This window comes from Luteimonas soli (assembly GCF_042648865.1).
Classification (GTDB): domain Bacteria; phylum Pseudomonadota; class Gammaproteobacteria; order Xanthomonadales; family Xanthomonadaceae; genus Luteimonas; species Luteimonas soli.
Window position 1 is genome coordinate 734,061 of the sequence record NZ_JBHRYA010000007.1, and the last position, 25,266, is coordinate 759,326.

Genomic DNA, 25,266 nt, shown 5'->3' on the forward strand with positions numbered 1-25,266 from the left:
CGGCCATCGTCTCCACCCGTCCCCGCCGCCACAATCCGGGGCCAACCCTATCCACCGGACGAGGGTGGGTGCCTGCGCCGGAAATTTTCCGCCGGCGGCCTTGAAAGGTCCGCAGCCCGCCCCATCTCCGGTGCATCCCCGGCCTGCCGGGTTTTCTCGTCCGCTGGTTTGGCACTCGCCTTGCGCGACTGCTAGAATCCGCGCCCCGTTCTACCTGTTTTCTCAAACTAATCAATCACTTGCGAGGGTTGCAATGAATCTCAAGCCGCTCTACGACCGCGTGGTCGTCAAGCCGATCGAAGCCGACGAAGTCTCCGCCGGCGGCATCGTCATCCCCGACAACGCCAAGGAAAAGCCGACCAAGGGCGAAGTGGTCGCCGTCGGCGAAGGCAAGGCGCTGGACAACGGCCAGCTGCGCGCCCCCAAGGTCAAGGTCGGCGACAAGGTCATCTACGGCCAGTACTCGGGCAGCGCCTACAAGCTCGAAGGCGTCGAATACAAGATCGTGCGCGAGGACGACATCCTGGCGGTTCTCGCCTGATGTAGGGCGGGTCTCGACCCGCCATCGCGCAATCGCTCATTCCAGTGGCGGGTCAAGACCCGCCCTACGACTCGAATTCCCAATCCCGGAGTTTCAACATGTCCGCAAAAGAAATCCGCTTCGGTGAAGACGCGCGCGCAAAGATGGTGCGCGGCGTCAACACCCTCGCCAACGCCGTCAAGGCAACCCTCGGCCCGAAGGGCCGCAACGTCGTGCTCGACAAGAGCTATGGCGCCCCGACGATCACCAAGGACGGCGTGTCCGTCGCCAAGGAGATCGAGCTGGCCGACAAGTTCGAGAACATGGGCGCGCAGATGGTGAAGGAAGTTGCTTCCAAGACTTCCGACAACGCCGGCGACGGCACCACCACCGCCACCGTGCTGGCGCAGGCCTTCATCCGCGAAGGTTCCAAGGCGGTCGCCGCCGGCATGAACCCGATGGACCTCAAGCGCGGCATCGACCAGGCCGTCAAGGCCGCCGTCGACGAGCTCAAGAAGCTCTCCAAGCCCACCGCCGACGACAAGGCCATCGCCCAGGTCGGCACGATCTCGGCCAACTCCGACGCCTCGATCGGCGACATCATCGCCGACGCGATGAAGAAGGTCGGCAAGGAAGGCGTGATCACCGTTGAAGAGGGCTCGGGCCTGGACAACGAACTCGACGTCGTCGAAGGCATGCAGTTCGACCGCGGCTACCTGTCGCCGTACTTCATCAACAACCAGCAGTCGATGTCGGCCGAGCTGGATGATCCCTTCATCCTGCTGCACGACAAGAAGATCTCCAACGTCCGCGACCTGCTGCCCGTGCTCGAAGGCGTGGCCAAGGCCGGCAAGCCGCTGCTGATCGTGGCGGAAGAGGTTGAAGGCGAAGCCCTGGCGACCCTGGTGGTCAACACCATCCGCGGCATCGTCAAGGTCTGCGCCGTGAAGGCCCCGGGCTTCGGCGACCGCCGCAAGGCGATGCTCGAGGACATGGCGATCCTCACCGGCGGCACCGTGATCAGCGAGGAAGTGGGCCTGTCGCTCGAGAAGGCGACGATCAAGGACCTCGGCCGCGCCAAGAAGATCCAGGTCTCGAAGGAGAACACCACCATCATCGACGGCGCCGGCGACACCTCCGGCATCGAAGGCCGCATCAAGCAGATCAAGGCGCAGATCGAAGAGACCTCTTCGGACTACGACCGCGAAAAGCTGCAGGAGCGCGTGGCCAAGCTGGCCGGCGGCGTGGCGGTGATCAAGGTCGGCGCCTCGACCGAGATCGAGATGAAGGAAAAGAAGGCCCGCGTCGAAGACGCCCTGCACGCCACGCGCGCAGCCGTCGAAGAAGGCGTGGTCCCGGGCGGCGGCGTCGCCCTGGTGCGCGCGCTGCAGGCGATCGGCGAGATCAAGGGCGCCAACGAAGACCAGAACCACGGCATCGTCATCGCCCTGCGCGCAATGGAAGCCCCGCTGCGCGAGATCGTCGCCAACTGCGGCGAAGAGCCGAGCGTGGTCCTCAACGCGGTCAAGGACGGCAAGGGCAACTACGGCTACAACGCCGCGACCGGCGAGTACGGCGACATGATCGAGTTCGGCATCCTCGACCCGACCAAGGTCACCCGCTCGGCGCTGCAGAACGCAGCCTCGATCGCCGGCCTGATGATCACCACCGAAGCCATGGTGGCCGAGCTGCCGAAGAAGGAAGAGCCGGCGATGCCGCCGGGCGGCGGCATGGGCGACATGGGCGGCATGGGTTTCTGATCCACGCCAACCGCTGCAATCGCAACAACGAAAACCCCGCCGCGAGGCGGGGTTTTTGTTTGTGCGCAAGGGACATCGTCGTGGTGTGGCTTGAGCAAGGCCGTCCACGGGGCTAGGCTGCGCGCCCATGCCAACCTCACTGATCATCGTCGACGACTTCCTCGGCCCCGCGGATGCGCAGGGGCTGCGCGAGGCGGCGCTCGGGTTGACCTATCCCGAGCAGCAGGGCGCGTTCCCGGGGCGCAACTCGGTGGAGCGGATGGAGATCGGCGGGTTGACGGAGGCGGTGTCGCGGATCGTCGGCGAGCCGCTCAAGCCGATGCCGCCGACGCAGTCGCATGCGAAGTTCCGGATCACGCTGGCCAGCGACGTGGGCCGGGCGAAAGTGCACGTGGATTCCTCGCATTGGTCGGGGATCCTGTACCTGAGCCGGCCCGAGGATTGCCAGGGCGGCACGGAGTTCTTCCGCCACATCCCGACCAACACCGAGCGCGCTCCGTACGACGACGAGGAGCTGGCGGCGATGGGTTACGCGTCGCGCAAGGAAATGTTCGGCGAGGTCATCAACCGCGACGGCACCGACGACTCGAAGTGGGAAATGACCATGCGCGTGCCGATGCGCTTCAACCGGCTGGTGCTGCTGCGGCCGTGGCTGTGGCACACGGCGGGGCCGGCGTTCGGCGACCGCATGGAGAACGGGCGGCTGGTGTACCTGATGTTCTTCGCCGCGGGCTGAGTCCCGTTGTGCATCGTGCCGCTGCGGCTGTCCACAGCGCGGCGATTCCGGAAATGAAAACTCCCCGGCCGAAGCCGGGGAGTGCCAGTGCCTGCCGAAGGTCCGGGCCATAGCAGCCCGTATCGTCATTCCCGCGAAAGAGCGGGAACCCAGCGTCTTTGTTTTCAACGATGCAAGTAGCTGGATCCCCGCTTTCGCGGGGATGACGACACGGCCCTCTCTACGCCCTTGGGTTGGCTTACAGGTCGATGCCGAAACCCGCGCCGACCGAGCGGTCGCTGCCGCTGAACGCGCCGCCCAGCGAGAACGAGGCGCGGCCGATGCGCTTGCCATAGCCGACAGACAGGCCGCGTTCGCCGCCCTGGAAGCCGGCGCCGATGGCGATGCGGCCGCGTTCGCTCTGGGTGCCGGCGGCGTTGATCGCCATGTTGAGCATCGCCGCGCTCATCGCGCCCATGCGGTCGATGCGGCGGTCCTGCTGGTGCAGGCGGCGGTCGACGTCGTCGAAACGGTCCTCGAGCGCGCTGACGCGACCTTCAAGCTCGCTGGCATCGAAGCCGATCAGCTGCTGGATCGCGATGTCGGTGTACTCGTTGGCCTGGTTGAGCGTGTTGGTGTCGCCGGTGGCCATGTCGTCGCGGATCGCGTCTTCGCGGCCGTCAGTGTAGGCGGTGGCATCGTCGAGGGTGTCGGCGTCGCCGGCGCCGGAGATCTCGGTGGCGATCCCGCGCACCTCGTCCTCGTTCAGGCCGTCCAGGCCGCTGCCGGCCGGGCCTTGGGGGCCCTGCGGGCCGGCCGGGCCCTGCGGACCCTGCGGGCCAGCCGGACCCTGGGGACCGGGCGTGCCGCCGCCGGGCGCAGCTTCCAGGTCGGTGACGCGGGTGTCGAGCGTGGACAGCGCATCGTCCACCGCCGTGAACGCATCGCCGACGTTGCCGTGGCTGGCTCCCTGGATCACGTACACCGGCGCCGTCCACGCGCCGGCGGCGTAGGCTGCGCCGCCGCCGAAGTACGACGCCACGGTGCTGCCCATGTCGGACAGCTGCGACACGTTGACCGCGTCGGTGGCGGCGGTGCCGGCGGCCACGTGGACCAGGCGGCGCTCGTTGTCGGTGTCGCCGATCGAAACCGTGTCGGCCTCGGTCGCGACCGATCCTTCGCCCAGCGCGACCGCGTTGGTGGCATCGACGGCGACCACGCTGTTCGTGCCGATCGCAACGCCGTAGGCGGCCAGCACTTCGGCGTCCCTGCCAATGGCAATGGCGTCGGCCACGGCGGCATTGGCCTCGTACCCGAGCGCCAGGCTGTACGTTCCCGCGGCGGTCGAGCGGTTGCCGAAGGCGCTGGCCTGGTTGCCACTGGCGATGTTGCCGATACCGAATGCATTGCTGCTGGAGCCCGAGGAGATATTGGTGTAGCCGAAGGCCGTGGCATCGGTACCGCTGGCCTCGTTGAGCCGGCCGAATGCATTGCTGCGTTCGCCGGACGCCTCATTGCTGAAACCGACGGCGCTGGAAAGTTCACCGCTGGCGATGTTGCTTCTGCCGAACGCCGAGCTGCTGCTGCCACTGGCGTTGTTGCCCGAGCCGAAGGCGCCAGCGCTGGTGCCGCTTGCTTCGTTGCCTTTGCCGAACGCCGAGGCGCCGTTGCCGGCGCTGACGTTGTTCTGGCCAAAGGCGGCGCTCTGATCGCCAGTCACCTCGTTGCTGTAGCCAAAGGCGGTGCTGGAACCGCCAGTCACCGTATTGCTGCGGCCAAACGCGCTGCTGCTGCTGCCGTCCACGGTGTTGCGTGCGCCGAAGGCGCTGGCTTCGCCGTCACCGCTGACCGTGTTGCCCCAGCCAAAAGCACTGCTGTGGTCGCCCCGGGCGATATTGTCATTGCCAATCGCGCTGCTCTGGCCGCCGCTGGCGTTGTTGCCTTCACCATACGCACTGGCGTCGGCGAAGCAGGTGCTGTTGCTGTCGCCGTGCTCGCTGCCTTCGGTACGGTTGGTCGTGTCCGTGGTGTCCTGCGTCCACTCGCCGGTCGTGGTGTCGCGTACCCAGCAGCCCGGGCCGGCGGGATCGGCCTTGGCCGGAAGCGCGATGGCCAGGCCAAGGGCGAGGGCAAGCGGGACGAGCTTGAGGGTGTGGGGGATGGTGGGGTGCTGCATGATCTCTCTCCGTGTTGGATGAACGTCATTCACTTGAAGGGGATTGCCGCCACGGGCCTCCGGCACGGCGACGAGGTGCCGTTGGAAGGAGACCCGGTGGCGGGAAATGGCCGGCGGTTGCCGTGCCGGTGACCGGCCGGCAGTGCCGGACCCTTCAACCACGCGAAGCGGCGGCGGGAACTGACACCTCTGCGCCGCAGTGCCCTGCAACCCCAAAGGCATGACAAGCCGCAGGGGATGTCCCGCCGGCGCGTTCGCCCGGCTCAGCGGGCTTCGTAGAACACGTCGCCCGCAAGGCCGACCGCTTCGCCTTCCGGTTCGAAGAGCAGGTGGAAGTCGTTCCTCTGCCGGTTCAGGCGCAAGGTGCCTTCCAGCGTGCCGGGGGCGCCGGCGGTGACGACGGTTTCCGCTTCGGTGCCGGTACTGCCGCGCAGTTCGATCCGCACCGTGCCCTGCCGCACGGTGAAGTGCCCGCGCACGAAGGCGTGGCGTCGCCGGGTGTTGGCCTTGATGCTGGCGGAAGTCCGGTGGTCGAACTTCGCGATGGTGACCGTGCAATCCTTCTCCGCGGCGACATCGGCCACGTTGCGCGCCGTGCACTTCACCACTGCGGCGTGCTCGGGTGCTTCGCAGCCGGCCGCGGCCAGGGCCAGGCAGGCGGCGCCGAGACCGGCCAGCCAGCGGTGGTTCGCGGGAGTGCAGGCGTTGGTCCGGGCGTGGTCCGCCGCGTCCTCGCAGCCGGAGGCCTCCCAACGCGGGAAGGCGGCGGGCGGGCGGATCGATGCCCGGGTCATGACTCGGCGCGCGTCATTTCGACGTGACCTTCAACTGCTGGACCGCGCCCGAGGCGGGCACGTCGCAGCTGTCCTGGCCGGAGAAGGCGGCAACGGGCATGTTTTCGGTGCCTTCGTTCGCGCCAGCGGCCACGTCGTGGCAGGCCGAGCCGGTCATCTCGCCGCCGTTCTGGCAGCTGATGACCAGGTCCCAGCAGGCTTCGAAGCCGCCGTCGCCGCCGGTGCGCTTGACCTCGCAGTCGACGCCGTGCGCGCCGGGCGTGCCGCAGTCGACACGGGCGGAATCGGGATTGGTGTCGATGGTGCAGGCGCCGAGCGCCAGGCAAAGCATGGACAGGCCGGTGAAGCGGGTAATGGCGTGCAGTGGCATGGTGTGATGCTCCGGAAGGATGGGTGTTGGGGTCAGTCGCCGATGACGATCGATGCCTTGGCGCCTGGACTGCCGCTGGATTCGGGCAGGAAGTCGAGTTGGAACGCCGGCACGAACTCGCCTTCCTCGTGCCAGTCCTGGATCCGCAGCGGACGGGGCTGTCCGTCGGTCTCGATCGTCGCGGTGACCGTGTAGCGGCCGATCGGGATGTCCTCGACCTGGTAGTAGTCGCGCCAGTAGTGGTCCTTGAGGCGCAACCGCAGCTGTTTTCCCGGTGAACCGTCGATCAGCGGCCCGTCGGGCGTCAGGACCAGTTCGACGTCGTTGAAGTCTTCGTAGAAGCCGACCGCCGCGCTGAGCTGGATGAAGCCGCCGTAGTAGCTGTAGTCGTTCACCGGCCCGCGCCCCTCCAACTGCCAGGTGAAGTTGCGCACGGCGCCGTCCTGGTCGAAGGAATCGATCGCGTCGGGATGCAGTTCGAGGGTGTAGGTGCGCCCGTTGTATTGCTTCGTGAAGGTGGCGTGCGCCCGCCACGCGCCGGGCTGCACGCGGATGCGGTAGCGGCCGTCGTCGCCGGTCGAGCCGTGGATGTAGGAGGCGTAGAACACCGAGTTGTCGAGCAGGACCTTGGCGCCGGCGATCGGCTTGCCGCGGGTGTCGACGACGGTGCCGGTGGCGTAGCCGCCTTCCGCCCTGGCCGCTTCGGTGCCGCGGCTTTCTTCGCAGGCGGACAGCAGCGGCAATGCCAGGGCTGCCAGGAAGAGCGTGGAGACCTTCGTGTTGTTCATGTCGGTGTGGGCTCGGGTAAAGGGACCGGCACACGACACCCGGCCCCATCGGGAGAGACGGCTGGGCGCGGGCGCCGGTCGTGAGATCAGCGGCCGAACAGGCCGCGCAGCAGGCCCTTGGCGCTGGGTTTGGCGCTTTCCTGCGTGGCGCGGGGTGCTGCGGCGGCGCCCGAAGGCATCAGCATCGCGGTGGACTTGTTGCGCACGCGCACGCGCCAGCCGGGTTGGGCGATGGTGCGTTCGTTGCCGTAGGCGATCATCTGCACCATCGGTGCGCCGCCGGCGAACACCTCGCTCGGGATCCGGCAGCTGCGCGCGTCGGCGCCCAGCAGGGTGCGCTTCTTCGTCCACTGCGCGACCAGTGATTCAGGCAGGTAGTCGACCAGCTCGGGGCCGGCGTAACCGTCCTGCGCGCTGCTCCACATCACGACCGTCTCGCCGTCCATCGCGGTGGCGTGGATGAAGTAGGCGTTGGCGCCGTCGACGCCCTTCCAGCTCAGCAGCGTGCCCTGGTCGGTGGTTTCGCGGTCGAGTTCGAGTTCGGGCAGGAAGTCGTGCTCGCGGCCGAGGTCGAACTGCATCGAACCCGGCACGCCGTCGCCGCTGAGGTGGTGCGTGCCGACCAGCGACGCCTTCGATGACACCGACTTGCGACTGGACGGATTCGGCCACAGCACGTGCTGCGGGCCGGGGTCGATGCCGTGCTGTGGAATGCTGCGCGGCGTCATCGCGCGGCCGCTGTTGACGGGCTTGCCGTTGCGGACCGACATGGTGAACGTGGCCGGCTGGCCGGCGCGTACCTGTTCGCCGCAGCCCCAGTAGTAGCGGATCGTGTAGGGGCCGCCGTCGGCCAGCGCCATGTTGGTGCTTGCGTTGTCCGCGCCACCCCCGTCCCGCGCCTTGCGCTCAGGCGGCAGCAGGTCGATTTCGTCCCCCAGGCGCAGGCCCTTCGGGATCGCCTGGCTGGCCGGCGCACCCGGCTTGTTGCGGTTGTCGAGCGCGACGTCCATGTACTTGCCGGGCATGCCCGGATGCCGCGCCATGCCGTAGCTGGCGTTGCCGCCGGACATGTTGCCGGCGAAACGGCCGAGCGCGCCGAGTCCGCCCATCCCGGGCATGGCGTGGGTGGCGACGTCGATGTAGAGGTCGGCCTGCGTGGACTGTGCGCCGGCGGGCGCAGAAGCGGCGGCCAGGGCGAACGCCAGCGCCGCGGGAACGAAAAGGGAAGACGATTGCATGTCGAAACCACCCGAGGAGGGGCAGGCCGAACGGCGGCCCGGCCGTGCCCGGTGCGTCCGGGCACTTCATCCACGACAACCGCGGCCGGAAACTGACAGTGGCTTGCCGGTGGGAACCGGCCTCTGCGTACCCGGCAACGCACCCCCGGCCGCCCGCGACAATGGCAAGGTGCCCGGGCGTCTGGATCGCCGCCGCGCTGCGTCAGGGGACGGCCAGGCAGCTCGTCTCGTCGGGCCGTGCGAGGCAGCCCGACAGCGGCAGCCGGGCCCCGAGGTCGCCAAGCTCGGCTACCAGTTCCGCTTCGCCCGCCGAGTCGCCCGCGGTGCGGGCCAGGAGCAGCGACAGCATCCACGGTCGCATCCACTGGGTGCGCGTGATGTCTGTCTCGGCGGGGTAGCTCTGGCGGATGTCCGCGGCCAGGCGCGCCGCCTCCTTGCGCCGTCCGCGTGCGAAATGCAGTTCGGCCTGCGCCTGCATCCGCATGATGGCGTTCGGCGCGCCGTCGTCCTGCGGGCACTGCGACAGCGTGTCGTCCGCTTTGTCCAGCGCCCCTGACCGGATCTGTGCCGAAGCCAGCAGGCCGCAGGTGTCGTAACCCTGTTTCGTGCGCCGGTAGTCGAGCTGCCCCAGAATCCGCCACGCCTGCCTCAGGTTCGCCAGCGCGATATCGAGCTTGCCCTCGCTCAGGTGGGCATGGCCGCTCATCCTCACACACGACTCGATCTGCTGCTGGTTGTTCGGGATCTGTGCGTAGATCCCGTCGGCTACCGAGTAGTACCGCAGAGAATCGGCGTTGCGCCCGGTGTAATAGAGGTATCCCCCCGCTGCGCAGTACGCGAGCGCCTTCGTCGAATGGGGTTGCTTGAAGATGCGGTCGGCGATTCCAACCGCTTCGAAGGCAACCTGGCCGGCCCGCTCGTCGTGGCCGGCCGTCAGGAACACCACCACGGAGTTGGAGAGCGAATAGACGTGTCCGCTGCTGTCGGGCCCGTTCACGAAGCGCGACAGCCGGAAGATTTCCTCGAGATGCAACAGGTACGCTTCGATGTCGTCCCGACCCGTTGCCTGGGCCTGTTCGCTCAGCCCAGTGAACGCATCAAGATGCAGTTCGGTGCCTTCCAGCCCGTACCGGGGCAGCGCTTCGACGACCGCCTCGAATTCGGCGAGGGATGCGTGGCGGTCGCTGAAGTACAGGGCTTCGCCGAGCCTGGTCCTGGCTTCGAGGTATGGAGCCCCTTCGCCGCTCTCCGCCATGGCCAGCGCACCCAGCTCCACCGCCCGGCGTGCGTGCGTGATGGCCGCGCCGGTCTTGCCGGCCTCGCGCGTCACGCGGCTCAGGTCGGACTCGACGCGGGAACGCTCCTTGTAGGCCGCCGTGTCCTGCTCCGAAAGGATCCTGCCTGCCTGTTCCAGGTCGGCCAGCGCCTCGTCGAGATCGTCCAGTCCCATCCGCGCCCTGCCCGTGAGCATCAGGATGTCCGCGGCCGCGAGGGGATCCCTCGCCAGGACATCCGAGCGCGCGCGGCGCGCGCCTTCGTCCAGCAGTTCCAGCGCAGTCGGCACTTCGCCCGTTGCCGGCTCGGTGGACTCGAACACGTGCCCCAGGAAATTCCGCACTTGCACCGCGCGCTGCGCCTGCGCATTCGCGTTGGCCGCTTCGCGCCGCGCCTCGCCGGCTTGCCAGAGCGTTGCGCCGATGCCGCCGGCCAGGCTCGCGGCGAGCAGCACGCCCGTCGCAACGCCGGCCTTGTTGCGCGCGATGAACTTGCGCAGGCGGTAGACCACTCTCGGCTCCTGCGCCAGCACCGGCTGGCCGTCGAGCCAGCGGCGCAGGTCGTCGGCCAGTGCCTCGGCCGTGGCGTAGCGCTGCTCGGGCTCCTCGGCCAGCGCCTTGAGCAGGATCCGGTCCAGGTCGCTCTTCAGCGGCACGTAATGGCGGTGGTGGGCGTCTGCCGCACTGCGCACCAGCAGCGAGGGGCGGGTGGTGTCGGTGTGCTCGCCCGTCGCCTGCGGAATGCGGCCGGTCAGCAGGCGGTGCAACAGGGCGCCCAGGCCGTGGACGTCCATCGTGGTGCTCGGCAGCGCGCCGGTGAGCTGCTCGGGTGCGGCGTAGCCCGGGGTCAGCGCCCGCCACATCGTCCGCGTGCGCTCGTCCTGCGCGTCGGCGAACTGGCCGATGCCAAAGTCCAGCAGGTGCACGTGACCGTTGTCGTCGACCAGCACATTGGACGGCTTGATGTCGCGGTGGATCACCAGGTTGCGGTGTGCGTAGGCCACGGCGCCGCAAACCTGCAGGTACAGCCGCACGATCGCGTGCGCGTCCAGGGCCTTGTCGTCGCACCAGCGGTCGATGCGCAGGCCATCGACCAGCGGCATCGCCAGCCAGCAGGTGCCGTCGCCGGCCACGCCCGAGTCGATGAGGGCGGTGACGTTGGGATGGTTGAGGCGGGCGAGGATCGCGGCCTCGCGGCTGAAGCGGTCGCGTCCGGTCGCGCCGAGTGCGCCCAGGGTCAGGACTTTCAGCGCCGCCTGCTGGCGCGCCATGCCGTCCGTGCGCCAGCCACGGTAGACGACCGCCATGCCGCCGCGGCCCAGTTCCGTGTCGAGCGTCCAGTCGCCGAGCTGTCGACCAGCCAGGTCGCTGCCGGACGGATCCAGCACGGCGGTCGGATTACGGTGCGCCGCGATCAGCTGGACCAGGCGACGTCGCACCGGGTCGGGCAGGGCTCGCCTTGCCAGCCAGTCGTCGCGTTCGTGGTCGGACAGGTCCAGCCATTGGTCGAAGGCGGCGTCGGCCGCCTGCCAGTGCGCAAGCTTCTCAGGATCCACCATCGTCCTCGTCGAGCATCGCCTGCAGGAACGCGCGCGCGCGCTCCCACTCGCGATACACCGTGCGCTCGGAAACCCCGAGCACGTTCGCGATCTCGGAGAACTCCATCCCGCCGAAGTAGCGCATCTCGACCACCTGGCGCCGCTGCGGGCTGATCGCCTCCAGCGCCTCCAGGCCCTGGTCGAGCATCAGCACGCTGGTCAGCGCCGGCGGTGCGTCGGGGATCTGGTCGTCGAGCGCGACCATCACCTGGCCGCCGCCGCGCTTGTCGGCGGCGCGCTGGCGGGCGTGCTCGACCATGATCCAGCGCATCGCCTTGGCCGAGGCGGCGAAGAAATGGTTGCGGTCGGCCAGCGACAGCGGCGAGCCCTGGCTGATGCGCAGGAACAGCTCGTGCACCAGCACGGTCGGCGTGAACGTGGATTCGTTGCCGTACATGCGCGAGTTGGCCAGGCGCCGCAGCTCCGGATACAGCGCTTCGAACACGGTGCCCAGGTGCGCGGGCTCGCCGTCGCGGGCCAGCGCCAGCAACCTGGTGATATCGGTATCGGACACGCCCCGTTCCCCTAGTCCCTTTTCCCCTTCCGTCGGCGGGACGCTAGCAGCCGGCATGCGCGGGGGCAATCCGGCGCGCGTCCGTCGCGCGTGCTGCGGGTCAAGGGTCGCGAAAAGGGATGGCCGCGTGTCCCGCGGCGGCGGCGCGCGGCGTGGCGGCTATTCGAGCCAGGGATTGCGCATCGGTTCCAGCGCGGCGACGTCCGGCGCGGTTCGCACGCGTTCGACCTGCTCGCGCAGCTGCGCGGCGATCTTCTCCTCGACCGGCACCTTGTCCTGGTCGAGCAGGCGCTGGTAGGCGGCGATGGCCTCGTCGCGGCGCCCGAGGCGCAGGTAGGCGTTGCCCAGTTCGACGCCGGCGTCGACCTTCTGCGGCAGCTGCGCGACGACTTCCTCCAGCCGGCTCGCCACCAGCGCCCAGTCGCTGCCGTTCTCCTTGTAGATGTAGTCCATGACCTTGAAGTGCAGGCTGCTGGCGCGTGTCTGCGGCCGCTCCATGCTGCCGCGCCAGATACCGAAGTTGCCGCGGCGCGCGACCATGCGCATGTCCTTGAACACCACCTTGGGATCCCAGTCCCACTGCGGCCAGCGCAGGGTGTCGCTCATCGGATAGACGAACCAGCCTTCGTAATGGCCGCGCACGTTGGTGTCGGCTAGCGACTCCACCCGGCGCCGGAACGACATCCGCGCGCCGCGCATCTGCTGTTCGCCGACCCAGTAGTCGACGTAAAGCGGCAGGCCGGAACCTTTGATGTGGCGATCGTGGAAAGCGCGCAGTTCGTGGAAGCGCTGGCCCAGGTCGAGGCCCTCGTTCATGAACTGGCGATACGCGTTGCCGGTGCCGCCGGCCAGCGCGTTGTGGTACTCCCACAGGCGCGGTTCGCGCAGCGTCATCGCCGCCGCGGCGATGTACAGCAGCGCCACGCCGGCCAGCAGTGCCGGGCTGCGCCGCCGCCACGCCCAGGCCAGCACGCCCCCGGCGAACACCGCGGCGCCCACCAGCGCCGGCATCGCGTGGCGCACGCCGCCCCAGATGCCGTCGGAGCCGACCAGCGCGAGCATGTGGAAACCGGAGGCGACGGCGACCATCGCCAGCGACCAGCGCGCCGGAGCCGGCAGGTCGTGGTGGAAGGCAAGCGGCAGCCCGGCGAGTGCGAGCACCAGCAGCGCCAGCGGCAGCTTCGCCGCCAGGATCGACGGCCAGCTGAACCATGGCGGATGGCCGTAGTGCACCTTGCCCCAAACGAAATGCATGCCGATGCCGCGACCCTCGACGCCGGTGCGCACGGTGTCCGCCAGGCCCCACAGGTAGGCGCGCGGCAGCAGTGCGTGGTCGTCGGCGAAGTGCAGCGCGGCGCGCCAGTGCGGCAGGGTCAGCTCGTCGATCTTCTCGGCCATCGGCCGGTTGAAGGCATCGCCGCCGTTGGCGCCGGCATGGAAACGCAGCCCGTACGCCGACCACAGCAGCGCGACCGCCAGGCCCGCGGCCGCCAGCAGCATCGCGTGCCTGCGCAGCGCCTCGCGCGCGCCCTGTTTCCAGCCCGCCTGTGCGGCCAGCACCAGCAGCAGGGCAAGGCCCGCCAGCCCGGCCAGCGCCGAATGCTTGGCCGCTAGCGCCAGCCCCATCCCCGCGCCGCAGGCGATCGCCCAGCGCCAGCGCCAGCTCGACGCGAGCATCGCAGCGGCGACCGCGGCGATGCCCAGCGCCAGGGCCAGCGGCAGGTCGGTCATCACCACCGGCAGGTGCGCGGCGACGGTGGGTTCGAGCGCGAGGAAGGCCAGCGTGCCGGCCGCCCACGGCAGCCCGCAGGCGCGCCACAGCAGCGCGCCCAGCGCCAGGAGCAAAAGTCCGTGGAAGGTCCACAGCGCCACGCGCGCCCGGGTTTGCGCGGCGCGCGCATCGTTGTCGAGGAACATGGTCTGTTCGACCCACTCGCGTTCCTGCGCCTTTTCCGCCAGCGCCTTCGACGGCCGCAGCCGGAAGTCCGCGGGCATCGCCGCGCCGACCCACAGCTTCACCAGCGGCGGGTGCTCGGGATTGAGATGGAAGCCCTTGCCGCGCGCGTAGCTGGTGCCGGCGACGATGTGCCAGGGCTCGTCGATGGTGAAGCTGTCCAGGCGGGTGCCGGCCGATGAGCGCAGCACGGCCAGCAGCACCAGTGCGAGCAGCAGGGCCGCACCGAGCCAGCGGCCGCGACTGCTCGTGCGGTCGTCGGGGTCGGGGGGCGGGTCCATGGGCGATCCAACGCCGTCCGGCATGGCCGGCGGACAGCCGTGCGCGGCTCGCCGATAATGGCCGCGTCTTCCCGTGGTCGAGCGCATGCCAGCACCTTCCCGAAACGCCACCATCGCCCTTGCCGCCGGCGGCACCGGCGGGCACCTGTTCCCGGCCGAGGCGCTGGCGCGCGAACTGCAGCGGCGCGGGCACGCGGTGGTGATCTACACCGAGCGGCGCGGCGCGCAGTACGTGAAGGCGCTCGAAGGCATCCCGCACCTGGTGCTGCCGGCGCGCAGCCTGGCCGGCGGCCTGGGCGGCAAGCTGGCGGCGGCGTTCACGATCCTGCGGGCGACGCTGCAGGCGCGGCGCGACATGAAGCGTCGCGCAGTGGCGCTGCTGGCGGGCTTCGGCGGCTACCCGAGCTTCGCGCCGGCGGTGGCGGCGAAGAGCCTGCAGCTGCCGCTGCTGCTGCACGAACAGGCTACGCGCCTGAGCATGGCCAACCGTCGGCTGCTGTCTTATGCGGACGCGCTGGCGACCTCGTTCCCGCACGTGGCCGGCGCGGATGGCTTCGACCCCGCGCGCATCACCGAAACCGGCAACCCGGTGCGCGCGGAAATCCTCGCCGCGCGCGGCGACTACCCGGCGCTGTCGTCGGACACGCCGATCGATCTTCTGGTGGTCGGCGGCAGCCAGAGCGCGCGGGTGTTCGGCGAAGTTGTCCCGCCGGCGCTGCTGGCGCTGGCGCCGGAGATCCGCAGCCGCCTGCGCGTGGCGCTGCAGTACAAGGGCGAGGACGCCGACGCGATTGCAGCGCAGCTGCGCGAGGTCGGCATCGTGGCCGAGGTGCGTCCGTTCTTCGACGACATGGGCATGCGCCTGCGCGCCGCGCACCTGGTCATCACCCGCGCCGGCGCGACCACTGCCGCCGACCTGCTTACCGTCGGCCGGCCGGCGATCTTCGTGCCGATCCCGCACGGCGGCTCGCGCGACGAGCAGCGGCGCAATGCCGAGACGCTGGCCGAGGCGGGCGTGGGCTGGTGCGTGCCGGAGCCTGAACTCACCGTGGAAAAGCTGACCGCGTTGCTGGGCGAGCTGTTCTCCTCGACGATCAAGCTGCCGCAGGCGGCGGCGGTGGCCGCGTCGATGGGGCGGCCGCGTGCGGCGGCGGAGCTGGCGGACCTGGTGGAGAGGATGCTGACGGAGTGAATGCTACGTTTGCGGCGAACCGCTTGTCTCCGTCCCCTTCAAGGGGAAGGTCGGGAAGGGGATGGGTTTGGCCGCGGCGGACGGGAAGCCCATCCCCACCCAACCCTCCCCTTGAAGGGGAGGGCTCACAAGGGCAGGCGATCACCATCATGTTTGCGATGAACTAGCTGCGCGGCCAACCGCTTGTCTCCTTCCCCTTCAAGGGGAAGGCCGGGATGGGGATGGGTTTGGTCGCGGCGGACGGGAAACCCATCCCCACCCAACCCTCCCCTTGAAGGGGAGGGCTCAAAACCCGCGCTACGGAACGAATTGATGAACGACCGAGACAGCGACATCCTCATCATCGGCGGCGGCCACAACGGCCTGGTCTGTGCGGCGTATCTCGCAGCCGCCGGCCTCAAGGTCCGCGTGCTCGAACGCCGGAGTGTCGTCGGCGGGGCCGCGGTGACCGAGGAGTTCGTCCCCGGCTTCCGCAACTCGGTCGCCAGCTACACCGTCAGCCTGCTCAACCCGCAGGTGATCGCCGATCTGCGCCTGGCGCAGCACGGCCTGCGCGTGGTCGAGCGGCCGTACGCGAACTTCCTGCCGCTGCCCGATGGCCGCGCGTTCCGCCTCGGCGGCGAACGCACGCAGGACGAAGTCGCGCAGTGGTCGGCGCGCGACGCGCAGCGGTTGCCGGAGTACTACGCGATGCTCGAACGCGTCGTCGTCGTATTGCGCGAACTGATGACGCGCACGCCGCCGAACGTGTCCGACCGCTTCGTGCTCGCCGACTGGCTGGCCTCGCTGTCGGTGGCGAAGCAGTTGAAGCACCTGGACATGCGCGGCCGCCGCGACCTGCTCGACCTGTTCACCAAGTCCGCCGGCGAGATGCTCGACCAGTGGTTCGAATCCGAGCCGCTCAAGGCAGTGCTCGGCTGGGACTCGGTGGTCGGCAACTTCGCCAGTCCCTACACGCCCGGCAGCGCCTACGTTCTGTTGCACCACGTGTTCGGCGAGGTCAATGGCAAGTCCGGCGTCTGGGGCCACGCGATCGGCGGCATGGGCGCGATCACGCAGGCAATGGCGAAGGAGTGCGCGGCGCGCGGGGTTGTCGTCGAAACCGGTGCGGACGTCGCGCAGCTGCTGGTCGAAGGTGGCACGGCGGTCGGCGTGGCGCTGGCGGACGGGCGCGAGTTCCGCGCGGGCACTGTCGTGTCCAACCTCAACCCGAAGCTGCTCTACACGAAACTCGTCGAACCCGATGTGCTCGACGACGACACCGCGCAGCGCATCGAAGGCTACCGCTGCGGTTCGGGCACGTTCCGCATGAACGTGGCGCTGTCCGAACTGCCCGACTTCAACGCCGCGCCCGGCAGCGCGCTGCAGCCGCACCACCAGAGCGGGATCCTCATCGGCCCGTCGCTGCGCTACTTTGAACAGGCGTACTTCGATGCGAAATCGAAGGAACACAACGCCGGCTGGGCGCGCGCGCCGATCGTGGAGCTGGTGATCTCGTCGACGCTCGACGACACGCTCGCACCGCCCGGCCAGCACGTGGCCAGCCTGTTCTGCCAGCACGTGCATCCGGAGGTGGACGGCGGCTGGGATGCGCATCGCGAGACGGTCGCGAACCTGATGATCGACACCGTCGATACCTACGCGCCGAACTTCCGCGCCAGCGTGCTGGGCTACCAGGCGCTGTCGCCGCTGGACCTGGAGCGCACCTTCGGGCTGGTGGGCGGCGACATCTTCCACGGCTCGCTGGGCCTGGACCAGCTGTTCAGCGCGCGCCCGCTGCTGGGGCAGGGCAACTATCGCGGTGCGCTGCCGGGGCTGTACCTGTGCGGCTCGGGCACGCACCCGGGCGGCGGCGTCACCGGGCTGCCCGGCCGCAACGCCGCCCGCGAGATCCTGCGCGACCTGCGCCGCGGTCCGCGCCCGTGAACAGGCTGCGTTCGCCGTAGGTCGGGGCTACGCCCCCGACGGCTTTTGATCTTCATGCACTCCCACGCACGAAGCATGGAGCCGGGAACGGTTTGCGTGCCGGAGCGGATTCGCCGCGAACGTCGTGGGTCGTGCCCAAGGCCGTCGGGGGCGTAGCCCCGACCTACGGCGGGGGAAATCCGCGGCCGAGGTTGCGGGCGCGGGTACGTGGCCGCAATTCCTGTACCAGCGGGTCCTTTTTTGCACTGCAGCGTGCAAAGACACTAACGATTCCTTCACGATCACTTCGCACCCGACGTGGGGGAGGGAGCAAAAGCCCGGAACGGTCTCGCCGCTCCGGGCTTTTTTTATGTCCGGTGCCACAATCGCGGCGTGAACGACTCCACGCCCCCTCCGACGCCTCCCGACGACCCCGTCATCGTCCGCGCGCTGGCCCGGTTTGCGCCCGAGGTCCAGTCCGACGCGGCGCTGCGCGCGAAGCTGGCCCGGGTCGCGACCGCCAGCGACTTCGCCATCGCCGTGCTCGCGCGCCAGCCCGACGTGCTGGCGCGGCTGGCCGCCGACGATGGCGCCGCGCCGCCCTCGGCCCCCGTGCTCGATGCCGACAACCAGGCCGACTGGCCGGCCCTGCTGCGGCGCCATCGCGCCGCCGGGTCGGCGCGACTGGTCTGGCGCGACGTGCTCGCGCTGGACGATGTCGAAGCCACCCTCGCCGGCAGCACTGCGCTGGCCGAACAGTGCCTGCAGGTGGCGCTGGCGGCGCTGGAGGCCGATTTCGCTGCCCGCCACGGCGTGGTGCGCGACGGCGGCGGCAACGTGCAGCGGCTGGTCGTGTTCGGCCTGGGCAAGCTCGGCGGCGGCGAGCTCAACTTCAGCTCCGACATCGACCTGGTCTACGCGTATGCAGAAGACGGCCAGAGCGATGGCGCGCGCCCGCTCGCGGCCGAGGCGTACTTCGCCCGGCTCGGGCAGCAGCTGGCGAAGCTGCTCGACGAGGTGACGGCCGACGGGTTCTGCTACCGCGTCGACCTGCGCCTGCGGCCGTTCGGCAACGCCGGGCGGGTGGCGCTGTCGTTCGCGGCGATGGAGCAGTACTTCCAGCGCGAGGGCCGCGACTGGGAGCGCTACGCCTGGCAGAAGGCGCGCCCGGTGGCGGGCGACATCGCCGCCGGCGAAGGCTTCCTGGTCGCGCTGCGGCCGTTCATCTATCGCCGCTACCTGGACTTCGGCGCACTCGACGGCCTGCGCACGATGAAGGCGGCGATCGCCGCGGAGGTCGCGCGCAAGGACCTGGCCGACGACATCAAGCGCGGGCCGGGCGGGATCCGCGAGATCGAGTTCCTCGCCCAGGCACTGCAGCTGATCCACGGCGGCCGCAACGCCGAATTGCGCGGCCGCAGCCTGCTGCGCGCACTGCACGCGCTGTGCGAAGCCAACCACCTGTCCGCCGAGGCGCGCGACCTGCTGGTCGCGGCCTATCTCCACCTGCGGCGGCTCGAGAACCGGCTGCAGATGCTGCGCGACGCGCAGGTGCACGCGCTGCCGGACGACGCGAGCGACCGCATCCGCATCGCGACGGGCCTGGCTTATCCGGACTGGCCGGCGCTGCGTACCGAGCTCGACGCGGTGCGCGAGCGAGTGGCGACCGAATTCGACGCGTTGCTCGCACCACGCCGGCGCAAGCCCGATGCCGGCGCGCTGACCGCCTACTGGCAGGCGCTGCCCGAAGGCGGCGACCGCGAGGCGTTGGCCGATGCGGGTTACGCCGATCCGGCTGCCGCGGACACCGCGCTGCGCGACTTCGTCCGCACGCCCGGCGTGCGCGACCTGTCCGACGGCGCGCGCGCGCGCCTGGACCGCGTGGTGCCGGTGCTGGTGCAGGCAGCGGGCGCGGCGATCGACTCGCAGCTGGTGTTGCGCCGGCTGCTCGCGCTGCTGCACAACATCCTGCGCCGCGCCAGCTACCTCGCGCTGCTTGACGAGCAGCCGGCCGCGCTGTCGCGGCTGGTCTACGCGGTGGTGCGCAGCGCGTTCCTCGCCGAGCGCGTGGCGACGCTGCCGCTGCTGCTCGACGAACTGCTCGACGCGCGCGTCGCCGGCCCGCTGCCCGAGCGCGGCGACTTCGCGCCGCAGTGCGCGCAGGCGCTGGCGCACGAAGACACCGAAGCCGCACTGATGGTGCTCAACGAAACCCGGCAGGCGCTGAGCTTCCGCATCGCCCTGGCCACGCTCGACGGCCGCCAGCATGCGCAGGAGAGTGCTCGCCAGCTCGCGTGGCTGGCCGACGCGGTACTGGGCGTGGTGCTGCAGCTGGCGCTGCGCGAGATGCGGCGCGCCCACGGCGACATCGCCGGCGCGCGCTTCGGCATCGTCGGCTACGGCAGCCTGGGCGGCGAGGAACTGGGGTTCGGTTCCGACCTGGACCTGGTGTTCCTCTACGACGCGCCGCGCGTGGGCGAGGGCGGGGAGCTGCAGTCCGAGCCTGCCCCCGCGCAGGCAGGGCGCGTGCGTCCGCTCGACGCCGCACGCTGGTTCGCGCGGCTGGCGCAGAAGATCGTGGCCCTGCTCGGTACGGTGACCGCCGCCGGGCGGCTGTACGACATCGACGTGCGCCTGCGCCCGGACGGCGGCAAGGGCCTGCTGGTGTCGACGCTGGCCAGCTACGACGAGTACCAGCACCATCGCGCCTGGACCTGGGAACACCAGGCGCTGGTGCGCGCACGCTTCGTGGCCGGCGACGGTTCGCTGGGCGACGCGTGGCGCGCGATCCGCAGCGACACACTCGGCCGCCCGCGCGGCGCGGCCGCGTTGCGCGAGGACGTGGACGCGATGCGCCGCCGCATGCGCGCCGAGCTCGACCGCAGCGACGCTTCCGGCTTCGACCTCAAGCAGGGCGAGGGCGGGCTGGTGGACCTGGAGTTCCTGCTGCAATACCTGGTGCTGCGCGACGCCGCGCAGGCGCCGTCGCTGCTGCGCCCGCGCGACACGCCCGGGTTGATCGACGCCTGCGCGGGGGCGGGGGCGCTCGACGACCACGCCGTGGCCGCGCTGCACGATGCGCACGGCGTGCTGCTCGCCGCCGGACTGGAGTGCACGCTCGACCGCCGCCGGCGCTGGGTGGTGGAGAACGACGCCGTCGCCGCGGCGCGTGCCGCCGTGCGTGCGGCGGTGCACGCCGCCGGCCTGGTATTCGACGAACGCCGCGCCGCGCCGCGCGAGGACACGCGCGCGATGCGTCAACTGCGCGACGAGCGCTGATCCGCTTGCGCAACATCAATGGCTTAGGCGCCCGGTAGTGGTGTCACGGCGGCCTGCCGCGCGACGGCGTATAACGGCGGAGGCCTTCCACCGTGAGCGGCCCATGCGCAGCATCCTGCCGGTCATCGCCTGTCTCACCCTGCTCTCGGCCGGCTGCGAACGCGCCGCCTTGACCGCCGAAGGCGTCACCGCGGAGGCCGCCGAAACCGGCGACGCGGACGCCGATCGAGCTTTTGCCGCCGGCACCCGCGGCCTGGTCGTCGCCAGGCCCGCGAGCCTGCCCGCCGGCGCGGACGCCATCGCCGCGGCGCCGCCACGCACCGGTGGCCCGCTGCCGGCGCTGCGCGTCCCGGCGCAGCCGTTCGTCAAGACCGAGTACGCGCGCTTCGACGAACCCTGGGCGATGACTTTCCTGCCCGACGGACGCCTGCTGGTCACCGAGAAGCAGGGCCGCCTCAGGCTGTTCGACCCCAACACCAGGCAGGTCGGCGAGATCATCGGCGTGCCAGTCGTGGCCTACGGGGGCCAGGGCGGGTTCGGCGACGTGGTGCTGCATCCGCAGTTCGCCGGCAACCGGCTGGTCTACATCAGCTACGCCGAGCAGGGCGACGGCAGCACGCGCGGTGCCGCGGTGACGCGCGCGACGCTGACGCTGGACGCAGGCAGTGGTGGCAGCCTGTCCAACCTGCAGGTGGTCTGGCGGCAGGTCCCCAAGGTCGGCGGCAGCGCGCACTACAGCCATCGCATCGCCTTCGACCGCTTCGGCAAGCTGTTGATCAGTTCCGGCGAACGCCAGCAGATGACCCCGGCGCAGGACATGCAGTCGAACCTGGGCAAGATCGTGCGTCTCAACGCCGACGGCAGCGTGCCGGCCGACAATCCCTTCGTCGCGCAGGGTGGCGTCGCCGCGCAGGTGTGGACGCTCGGCCACCGCAACGTGCTGGGGCTGGCGTTCGACGCCGCCGGCCGTCTGTGGGAACACGAGATGGGACCGATGGGCGGCGACGAGCTCAACCTGGTCGAGCGCGGTTCCAACTACGGCTGGCCGATCGTGTCCAACGGCGATCATTACGACGGCACGCCGATCCCCGACCACGACACCCGACCGGAATTCAACGCGCCCGAAGCGTGGTGGACGCCGGTGATCGCGCCGTCGGGCTTCGTCATCTATTCGGGATCGATGTTCCCGTACTTCCGCGGACATGGCTTCATCGGCGGCCTGGCCTCGCAGGCGCTGGTGCGGATCCAGTTCGACGGCGCACGGGCGCGCGAAGCGACGCGCTACGACATGGGCCGACGCATCCGCGAGGTGGAGCAGGGGCCGGATGGCGCGATCTGGCTGCTGGAAGACGGCGACAACGCGCGCTTGCTGAAGCTCACGCCCGTGCTGCCGTAGGAGCGGGGCCGAAGCCGCGGGTTCTTCCCGACAGCGAGGAAGATCAAAAGCTCGCGGCTGAAGCCGCTCCCACGAGAGCAACCGCCACCAGCGTGTGGATCAGGCGAGTCGAAGTCTGATCTCCGCCGCCACTCGCGCGGTTTCGCGTAGCGGTTCGACGTCGAACGGCGCGAGCGTGGCGTCCATCGCGCGGATGCGGCCGTTGGCGAGCAGCGCATCCAGGAAGCGGCGCGGGCGTCCGTGCACGCGTCCGGGTTCGAACACATGCACCGGCGCGCGCGTGGCGCAGGCCTCCGACACCATGTTCACCGAGTCCGGAGAGCAGGCGATGCGGTCGGCCCAGGCCAGCAGGCCGGGGTAGGGGTTGGGGCCATCGGCCTCGTCGCGCCAGGCCAGGCCGGGGGCGTCGCGGTAACGCTCGCGCAGTGCCTCGCGGATTTCCACCGGGGTGCGCCGCGACGCGGTGGCCAGCACGCTGCCGCCGTCGCGGGCCAGCGCGGCATCGAGTAGCGATGCCAGCGCTTCGAACGCCTCGAGGTCGAAGCGCACATGCGCGCTGCCGCCGCCGACCAGCAGCGCGGTGCGTGGCCGCGGCAGGGCTTCGAGCGCGGCGAACTGCGCGCGCGCGCGCGCCAGCCAGGCGTCGTCGACCGGGTGCAGGCTGCCAAGGGTGGTGATGACGTTGGCGCCGGACAGGCCGTCGTGCAGCGGGGCGACCACGATGTCCCAGTGCACCGGGTCGATGCGCGGGTCGAGGATCTGCACGGTCTTCGCACCGCGCGCGCGCAGCAGGCGGGTGGCCAGCGCCGCCTGGCGGCCGCAGCCGATGGCGATGTCCGGCGGCGCGGCGAGCAGGCGGACGAAGTTGTCGCCGAAGGCGCTGGCGCTGCCGGGGAACCGGCGCGGCGCCAGCCAGCGCCAGGGCGCGCGCGGCGCCAGCGTGCATCTGCCGGGTTCGCCTTCGGCCAGGGCGGCCGCCAGCGCACCGGCCTGCCGGGCGTTGCCAGCGCGGCCGTCGCTGACGGCACAGAATTGTGCATAATCGATCAAAAATCAGCCTATTGTTCCAATAATGCGCTTAATGCGTTCCGGCCATAGGGCTGTCGCCTCACCCGCGGAACTCTACACTGGCGCCTTCGACGCATTCACGCGTCCCATTCCTGCCGAATCGCCCCCGCAAGGAGCCTCATGACTGCCGCTCTGCCCGACACCGCCCTCGACCAGCTGTTCCGCACCGCCCGCACCTACAACGCCTTCGGCGGGGAGATCAGCGACCAGATCCTGCACCAGCTCTACGACCTGGTGAAGTTCGGTCCCACCGAGGCCAACACCACGCCGGCGCGGTTCGTGTTCGTCAAGTCGAAGGCCGCCAAGGAGAAGCTGGGCCCGGCGCTGTCGGAGGGCAACTTCGCCAAGACCATGGCCGCGCCGGTCGTCGTGATCGTCGGCTACGACATGCGCTTCCACGACAAGCTGCCGTACCTGTTCCCGCATACCGACGCCAAGTCCTGGTTCGAGGGCTCGCCGGATGAGCGCATGTACCGGGTGGCCCTGCGCAGTTCCAGCCTGCAGGGCGCCTACCTGATCATGGCCGCGCGCGCGCTCGGCCTGGACACCGGGCCGATGTCCGGCTTCGACACCGACAAGGTGGACGAGGCGTTCTTCAAGGGCACCGACATCAAGTCCAACTTCCTCGTCAATCTCGGCCAGGGCGACCCGGCCAGCATCTTCGCGCGTTCGCCGCGGCTGGGCTTCGACGAAGCCGCGCGGATCGAGTAACCGCAGTCCCGCATTCCCGTTCGCACTCACACGCACACACGACATCCGGAGAATCCCCATGAAACGCCTCGCACTCGCCGCCGCCCTCTCGCTGTTCGCCGCCTCCGCCTTCGCGGCGCCCATGACCTACAAGCTCGATCCCCACCACACGATGGTGATCGCGCAGTGGAACCACTTCGGCTTCTCCAACCCCTACGCCAACTTCGGCGACGTGGACGGCACCCTGGTCTACGACGCGGACGACGTGTCCGCCTCGAGCGTGGAAGTCACGCTGCCGCTGACGGGGCTGAGCAGCTTCGCCGCCGATTTCGACACGCACCTGAAGAGCGCGGATTTCTTCGATGCCGCGAAGTTCCCGGTCGCGACCTTCAAGAGCACCAAGGTCGAAGCCGCCGGCGAGGGCAAGTTGAAGGTCACCGGCGACCTCACCATCAAGGACGTCACCAAGCCGGTGGTGCTGGACGTGACCCTGAACAAGGCCGGCGTGCACCCGATGACCAAGCGCGAGGCGATCGGCTTCGACGCGACCGCCACGATCAAGCGCAGCGATTTCGGCGTGGACATGTACGTGCCCAACGTCGGCGACGAGGTGAAGCTGCGCATCACCACCGAGGCGATGGCGCCCGCGGCCGAATAACCGTCGCGCTGTTTCCGACGCCGCCGCGCCCGCAACGGCGCGGCGGTTTTCGTTTCCACTTCCAGACGAGGACACCCCCATGCAGGTCCTGCGCACTTCCGCCGACCGCGGCCACGTCAAAACCGGCTGGCTCGACAGCTACCACACGTTCTCGTTCGGCCACTACCACGACCCGTCGTGGATGGGCTGGGGCCCGCTGCGGGTGATCAACGAGGATCGCGTCGCGCCGGGCGCGGGGTTCCCGCCGCACGGCCACGCCAACATGGAGATCATCAGCTACGTGCTCGAGGGCGGGCTGGCGCACCGCGACGACAATGGCGGCGAAGGCGTGCTCGGCCCGGGCGAGCTGCAGTGGATGGGCGCCGGCCACGGCATCGAGCACAGCGAGTTCAATGCGTCGAAGGACGCGCCGGTGCATTTCCTGCAGATCTGGATCCAGCCCGACCGCGTCAACGCGGCGCCCGCGCACGCGCAGCAGGTGTTCGATCCGCAGGCCCGGCGCGGCCGCTGGGCGACGCTGGCGTCCCCCGACGGCGCGGATGGGAGTCTCGCCATCCGCCAGCAGGCGTCGCTGCACGGCATCCGGCTGGGCGAAGGCGAATCGGCCTCGTTCGCGCTGAAGCCCGATCGCCGCTACTGGCTGCACCTGGCCCAGGGCGCGGCTGAAGTCGACGGCCGCGCGCTTTCGGCGGGCGATGCGATCGGCTACGTGGACGAGTCGGGCGAGCTGCACGTGGAAGGGGCCCCCGGCGACGCGATCGCCGACGTGCTGCTGTTCGACCTGCCGGCCTGACGGGCCCCCGGCCGACGCAGCCCCGGCGTGCCGCGGCTTGGTAAACTGCGGGCCTTCCCGTCCCCGGCTTCCTCCCCGCCATGACCGCAGCCAACGCCACCCCCGTGCAAGCCAACGCCCAGCAGCGCTACGAGGTGCATCGCGCCGACCTGCCGCTGAGCTGCCCGCTGCCGTCGATGGGGCTGTGGAACTCGCATCCGCGCGTGTACATGGCGATCGAGAAGGAGGGCGGCGAGTCCGACTGCCCGTACTGCGGCGCGCACTTCGTCCTGGTCGACTGAGCCTGGCCGCGACGGCCCGGCC

The 25,266-nt window shown here is 69.9% G+C and carries 20 protein-coding genes; 11 read left to right on the plus strand and 9 right to left on the minus strand.

Annotated features, from left to right (window positions below; genetic code table 11):
• Positions 1-253 precede the first annotated feature (253 nt).
• The 3 genes from groES to ACFONC_RS10685 all read left to right on the plus strand — a co-directional run bounded on the left by groES (position 254) and on the right by ACFONC_RS10685 (position 3,016).
• Entirely contained in the window at positions 254-541 is a 288-nt protein-coding gene (gene groES, locus ACFONC_RS10675) for a co-chaperone GroES (protein ID WP_386743907.1), read from the plus strand.
• Between the two features lie 98 nt (positions 542-639).
• Positions 640-2,280, plus strand: a complete 1,641-nt coding sequence (gene groL, locus ACFONC_RS10680; protein WP_386743908.1) for a chaperonin GroEL — start codon at positions 640-642, stop codon at positions 2,278-2,280.
• 127 nt (positions 2,281-2,407) lie between these two features.
• Positions 2,408-3,016: a DUF6445 family protein gene (locus tag ACFONC_RS10685; protein WP_386743910.1), complete on the plus strand. Its 609-nt coding sequence runs from the start codon at positions 2,408-2,410 to the stop codon at positions 3,014-3,016.
• 238 nt (positions 3,017-3,254) lie between these two features.
• Here ACFONC_RS10685 and ACFONC_RS10690 read toward each other — a convergent pair whose 3' ends face one another.
• The 8 genes from ACFONC_RS10690 to ACFONC_RS10725 all read right to left on the minus strand — a co-directional run bounded on the left by ACFONC_RS10690 (position 3,255) and on the right by ACFONC_RS10725 (position 13,982).
• The gene (locus tag ACFONC_RS10690; protein WP_386743912.1) at positions 3,255-5,171 is read right to left on the minus strand and encodes a hypothetical protein; all 1,917 of its coding nucleotides are present in this window, start codon (positions 5,169-5,171) and stop codon (positions 3,255-3,257) included.
• Positions 5,172-5,434: 263 nt separating this feature from the next.
• Positions 5,435-5,965 carry a hypothetical protein gene (locus ACFONC_RS10695; RefSeq protein ID WP_386743913.1) on the minus strand — a complete coding sequence of 177 codons (531 nt, stop codon included), beginning with the start codon at positions 5,963-5,965 and terminating at the stop codon, positions 5,435-5,437.
• 13 nt (positions 5,966-5,978) lie between these two features.
• Entirely contained in the window at positions 5,979-6,335 is a 357-nt protein-coding gene (locus tag ACFONC_RS10700; RefSeq protein ID WP_386743914.1) for a hypothetical protein, read from the minus strand.
• 32 nt (positions 6,336-6,367) lie between these two features.
• Positions 6,368-7,123 carry a carboxypeptidase-like regulatory domain-containing protein gene (locus ACFONC_RS10705; protein WP_386743916.1) on the minus strand — a complete coding sequence of 252 codons (756 nt, stop codon included), beginning with the start codon at positions 7,121-7,123 and terminating at the stop codon, positions 6,368-6,370.
• A gap of 86 nt (positions 7,124-7,209) precedes the next feature.
• Entirely contained in the window at positions 7,210-8,361 is a 1,152-nt protein-coding gene (locus tag ACFONC_RS10710) for a hypothetical protein (RefSeq protein WP_386743918.1), read from the minus strand.
• A 202-nt stretch (positions 8,362-8,563) separates the two neighbouring features.
• Entirely contained in the window at positions 8,564-11,191 is a 2,628-nt protein-coding gene (locus ACFONC_RS10715) for a serine/threonine protein kinase (protein WP_386743919.1), read from the minus strand.
• Positions 11,181-11,747 (minus strand): ECF-type sigma factor, encoded by a 567-nt coding sequence (locus tag ACFONC_RS10720; protein WP_386743921.1) that lies wholly within the window; start codon positions 11,745-11,747, stop codon positions 11,181-11,183. The genes ACFONC_RS10715 and ACFONC_RS10720 overlap by 11 nt, the downstream gene beginning before the upstream one ends.
• A 159-nt stretch (positions 11,748-11,906) precedes the next feature.
• Positions 11,907-13,982 carry a tetratricopeptide repeat protein gene (locus ACFONC_RS10725; protein WP_386743923.1) on the minus strand — a complete coding sequence of 692 codons (2,076 nt, stop codon included), beginning with the start codon at positions 13,980-13,982 and terminating at the stop codon, positions 11,907-11,909.
• 85 nt (positions 13,983-14,067) lie between these two features.
• Between ACFONC_RS10725 and ACFONC_RS10730 the strand changes: the two genes are divergently transcribed.
• From ACFONC_RS10730 to ACFONC_RS10745, 4 genes are all read left to right on the plus strand, one after another.
• Positions 14,068-15,174, plus strand: a complete 1,107-nt coding sequence (locus ACFONC_RS10730) for a UDP-N-acetylglucosamine--N-acetylmuramyl-(pentapeptide) pyrophosphoryl-undecaprenol N-acetylglucosamine transferase (protein WP_386743925.1) — start codon at positions 14,068-14,070, stop codon at positions 15,172-15,174.
• 312 nt (positions 15,175-15,486) lie between these two features.
• Positions 15,487-17,100, plus strand: a complete 1,614-nt coding sequence (locus tag ACFONC_RS10735; protein WP_386743927.1) for a phytoene desaturase family protein — start codon at positions 15,487-15,489, stop codon at positions 17,098-17,100.
• 372 nt (positions 17,101-17,472) lie between these two features.
• Entirely contained in the window at positions 17,473-20,358 is a 2,886-nt protein-coding gene (glnE, locus tag ACFONC_RS10740) for a bifunctional [glutamate--ammonia ligase]-adenylyl-L-tyrosine phosphorylase/[glutamate--ammonia-ligase] adenylyltransferase (protein WP_386743929.1), read from the plus strand.
• Positions 20,359-20,461: 103 nt separating this feature from the next.
• Positions 20,462-21,754 (plus strand): PQQ-dependent sugar dehydrogenase, encoded by a 1,293-nt coding sequence (locus tag ACFONC_RS10745; protein ID WP_386743931.1) that lies wholly within the window; start codon positions 20,462-20,464, stop codon positions 21,752-21,754.
• A 99-nt stretch (positions 21,755-21,853) separates the two neighbouring features.
• Here ACFONC_RS10745 and ACFONC_RS10750 read toward each other — a convergent pair whose 3' ends face one another.
• The gene (locus ACFONC_RS10750; RefSeq protein ID WP_386743933.1) at positions 21,854-22,804 is read right to left on the minus strand and encodes a mitochondrial fission ELM1 family protein; all 951 of its coding nucleotides are present in this window, start codon (positions 22,802-22,804) and stop codon (positions 21,854-21,856) included.
• Positions 22,805-22,942: 138 nt separating this feature from the next.
• On the opposite strand from ACFONC_RS10750, the gene ACFONC_RS10755 reads away from it, so the two are divergent.
• The 4 genes from ACFONC_RS10755 to ACFONC_RS10770 all read left to right on the plus strand — a co-directional run bounded on the left by ACFONC_RS10755 (position 22,943) and on the right by ACFONC_RS10770 (position 25,244).
• The gene (locus ACFONC_RS10755; protein ID WP_386743934.1) at positions 22,943-23,533 is read left to right on the plus strand and encodes a malonic semialdehyde reductase; all 591 of its coding nucleotides are present in this window, start codon (positions 22,943-22,945) and stop codon (positions 23,531-23,533) included.
• 58 nt (positions 23,534-23,591) lie between these two features.
• Complete coding sequence (locus tag ACFONC_RS10760) at positions 23,592-24,170, plus strand: YceI family protein (protein ID WP_386743936.1); 579 nt, start codon at positions 23,592-23,594, stop codon at positions 24,168-24,170.
• Positions 24,171-24,249: 79 nt separating this feature from the next.
• Complete coding sequence (locus ACFONC_RS10765) at positions 24,250-24,963, plus strand: pirin family protein (RefSeq protein ID WP_386743938.1); 714 nt, start codon at positions 24,250-24,252, stop codon at positions 24,961-24,963.
• Between the two features lie 80 nt (positions 24,964-25,043).
• Positions 25,044-25,244 carry a zinc-finger domain-containing protein gene (locus ACFONC_RS10770; RefSeq protein WP_386743940.1) on the plus strand — a complete coding sequence of 67 codons (201 nt, stop codon included), beginning with the start codon at positions 25,044-25,046 and terminating at the stop codon, positions 25,242-25,244.
• Positions 25,245-25,266 lie beyond the last annotated feature (22 nt).

Excerpts from the sequence above, each read along its gene's own strand:
- groES (WP_386743907.1), top strand. The coding sequence starts at position 254 with ATGAATCTCAAGCCGCTCTACGACCGCGTGGTCGTCAAGCCGATCGAA.
- groL (WP_386743908.1), top strand. The coding sequence starts at position 640 with ATGTCCGCAAAAGAAATCCGCTTCGGTGAAGACGCGCGCGCAAAGATG.
- ACFONC_RS10685 (WP_386743910.1), top strand. The coding sequence starts at position 2,408 with ATGCCAACCTCACTGATCATCGTCGACGACTTCCTCGGCCCCGCGGAT.
- ACFONC_RS10690 (WP_386743912.1), bottom strand. The coding sequence starts at position 5,171 with ATGCAGCACCCCACCATCCCCCACACCCTCAAGCTCGTCCCGCTTGCC.
- ACFONC_RS10695 (WP_386743913.1), bottom strand. The coding sequence starts at position 5,965 with ATGACCCGGGCATCGATCCGCCCGCCCGCCGCCTTCCCGCGTTGGGAG.
- ACFONC_RS10700 (WP_386743914.1), bottom strand. The coding sequence starts at position 6,335 with ATGCCACTGCACGCCATTACCCGCTTCACCGGCCTGTCCATGCTTTGC.
- ACFONC_RS10705 (WP_386743916.1), bottom strand. The coding sequence starts at position 7,123 with ATGAACAACACGAAGGTCTCCACGCTCTTCCTGGCAGCCCTGGCATTG.
- ACFONC_RS10710 (WP_386743918.1), bottom strand. The coding sequence starts at position 8,361 with ATGCAATCGTCTTCCCTTTTCGTTCCCGCGGCGCTGGCGTTCGCCCTG.
- ACFONC_RS10725 (WP_386743923.1), bottom strand. The coding sequence starts at position 13,982 with ATGGACCCGCCCCCCGACCCCGACGACCGCACGAGCAGTCGCGGCCGC.
- ACFONC_RS10730 (WP_386743925.1), top strand. The coding sequence starts at position 14,068 with ATGCCAGCACCTTCCCGAAACGCCACCATCGCCCTTGCCGCCGGCGGC.
- ACFONC_RS10735 (WP_386743927.1), top strand. The coding sequence starts at position 15,487 with ATGAACGACCGAGACAGCGACATCCTCATCATCGGCGGCGGCCACAAC.
- ACFONC_RS10745 (WP_386743931.1), top strand. The coding sequence starts at position 20,462 with ATGCGCAGCATCCTGCCGGTCATCGCCTGTCTCACCCTGCTCTCGGCC.
- ACFONC_RS10755 (WP_386743934.1), top strand. The coding sequence starts at position 22,943 with ATGACTGCCGCTCTGCCCGACACCGCCCTCGACCAGCTGTTCCGCACC.
- ACFONC_RS10760 (WP_386743936.1), top strand. The coding sequence starts at position 23,592 with ATGAAACGCCTCGCACTCGCCGCCGCCCTCTCGCTGTTCGCCGCCTCC.
- ACFONC_RS10765 (WP_386743938.1), top strand. The coding sequence starts at position 24,250 with ATGCAGGTCCTGCGCACTTCCGCCGACCGCGGCCACGTCAAAACCGGC.
- ACFONC_RS10770 (WP_386743940.1), top strand. The coding sequence starts at position 25,044 with ATGACCGCAGCCAACGCCACCCCCGTGCAAGCCAACGCCCAGCAGCGC.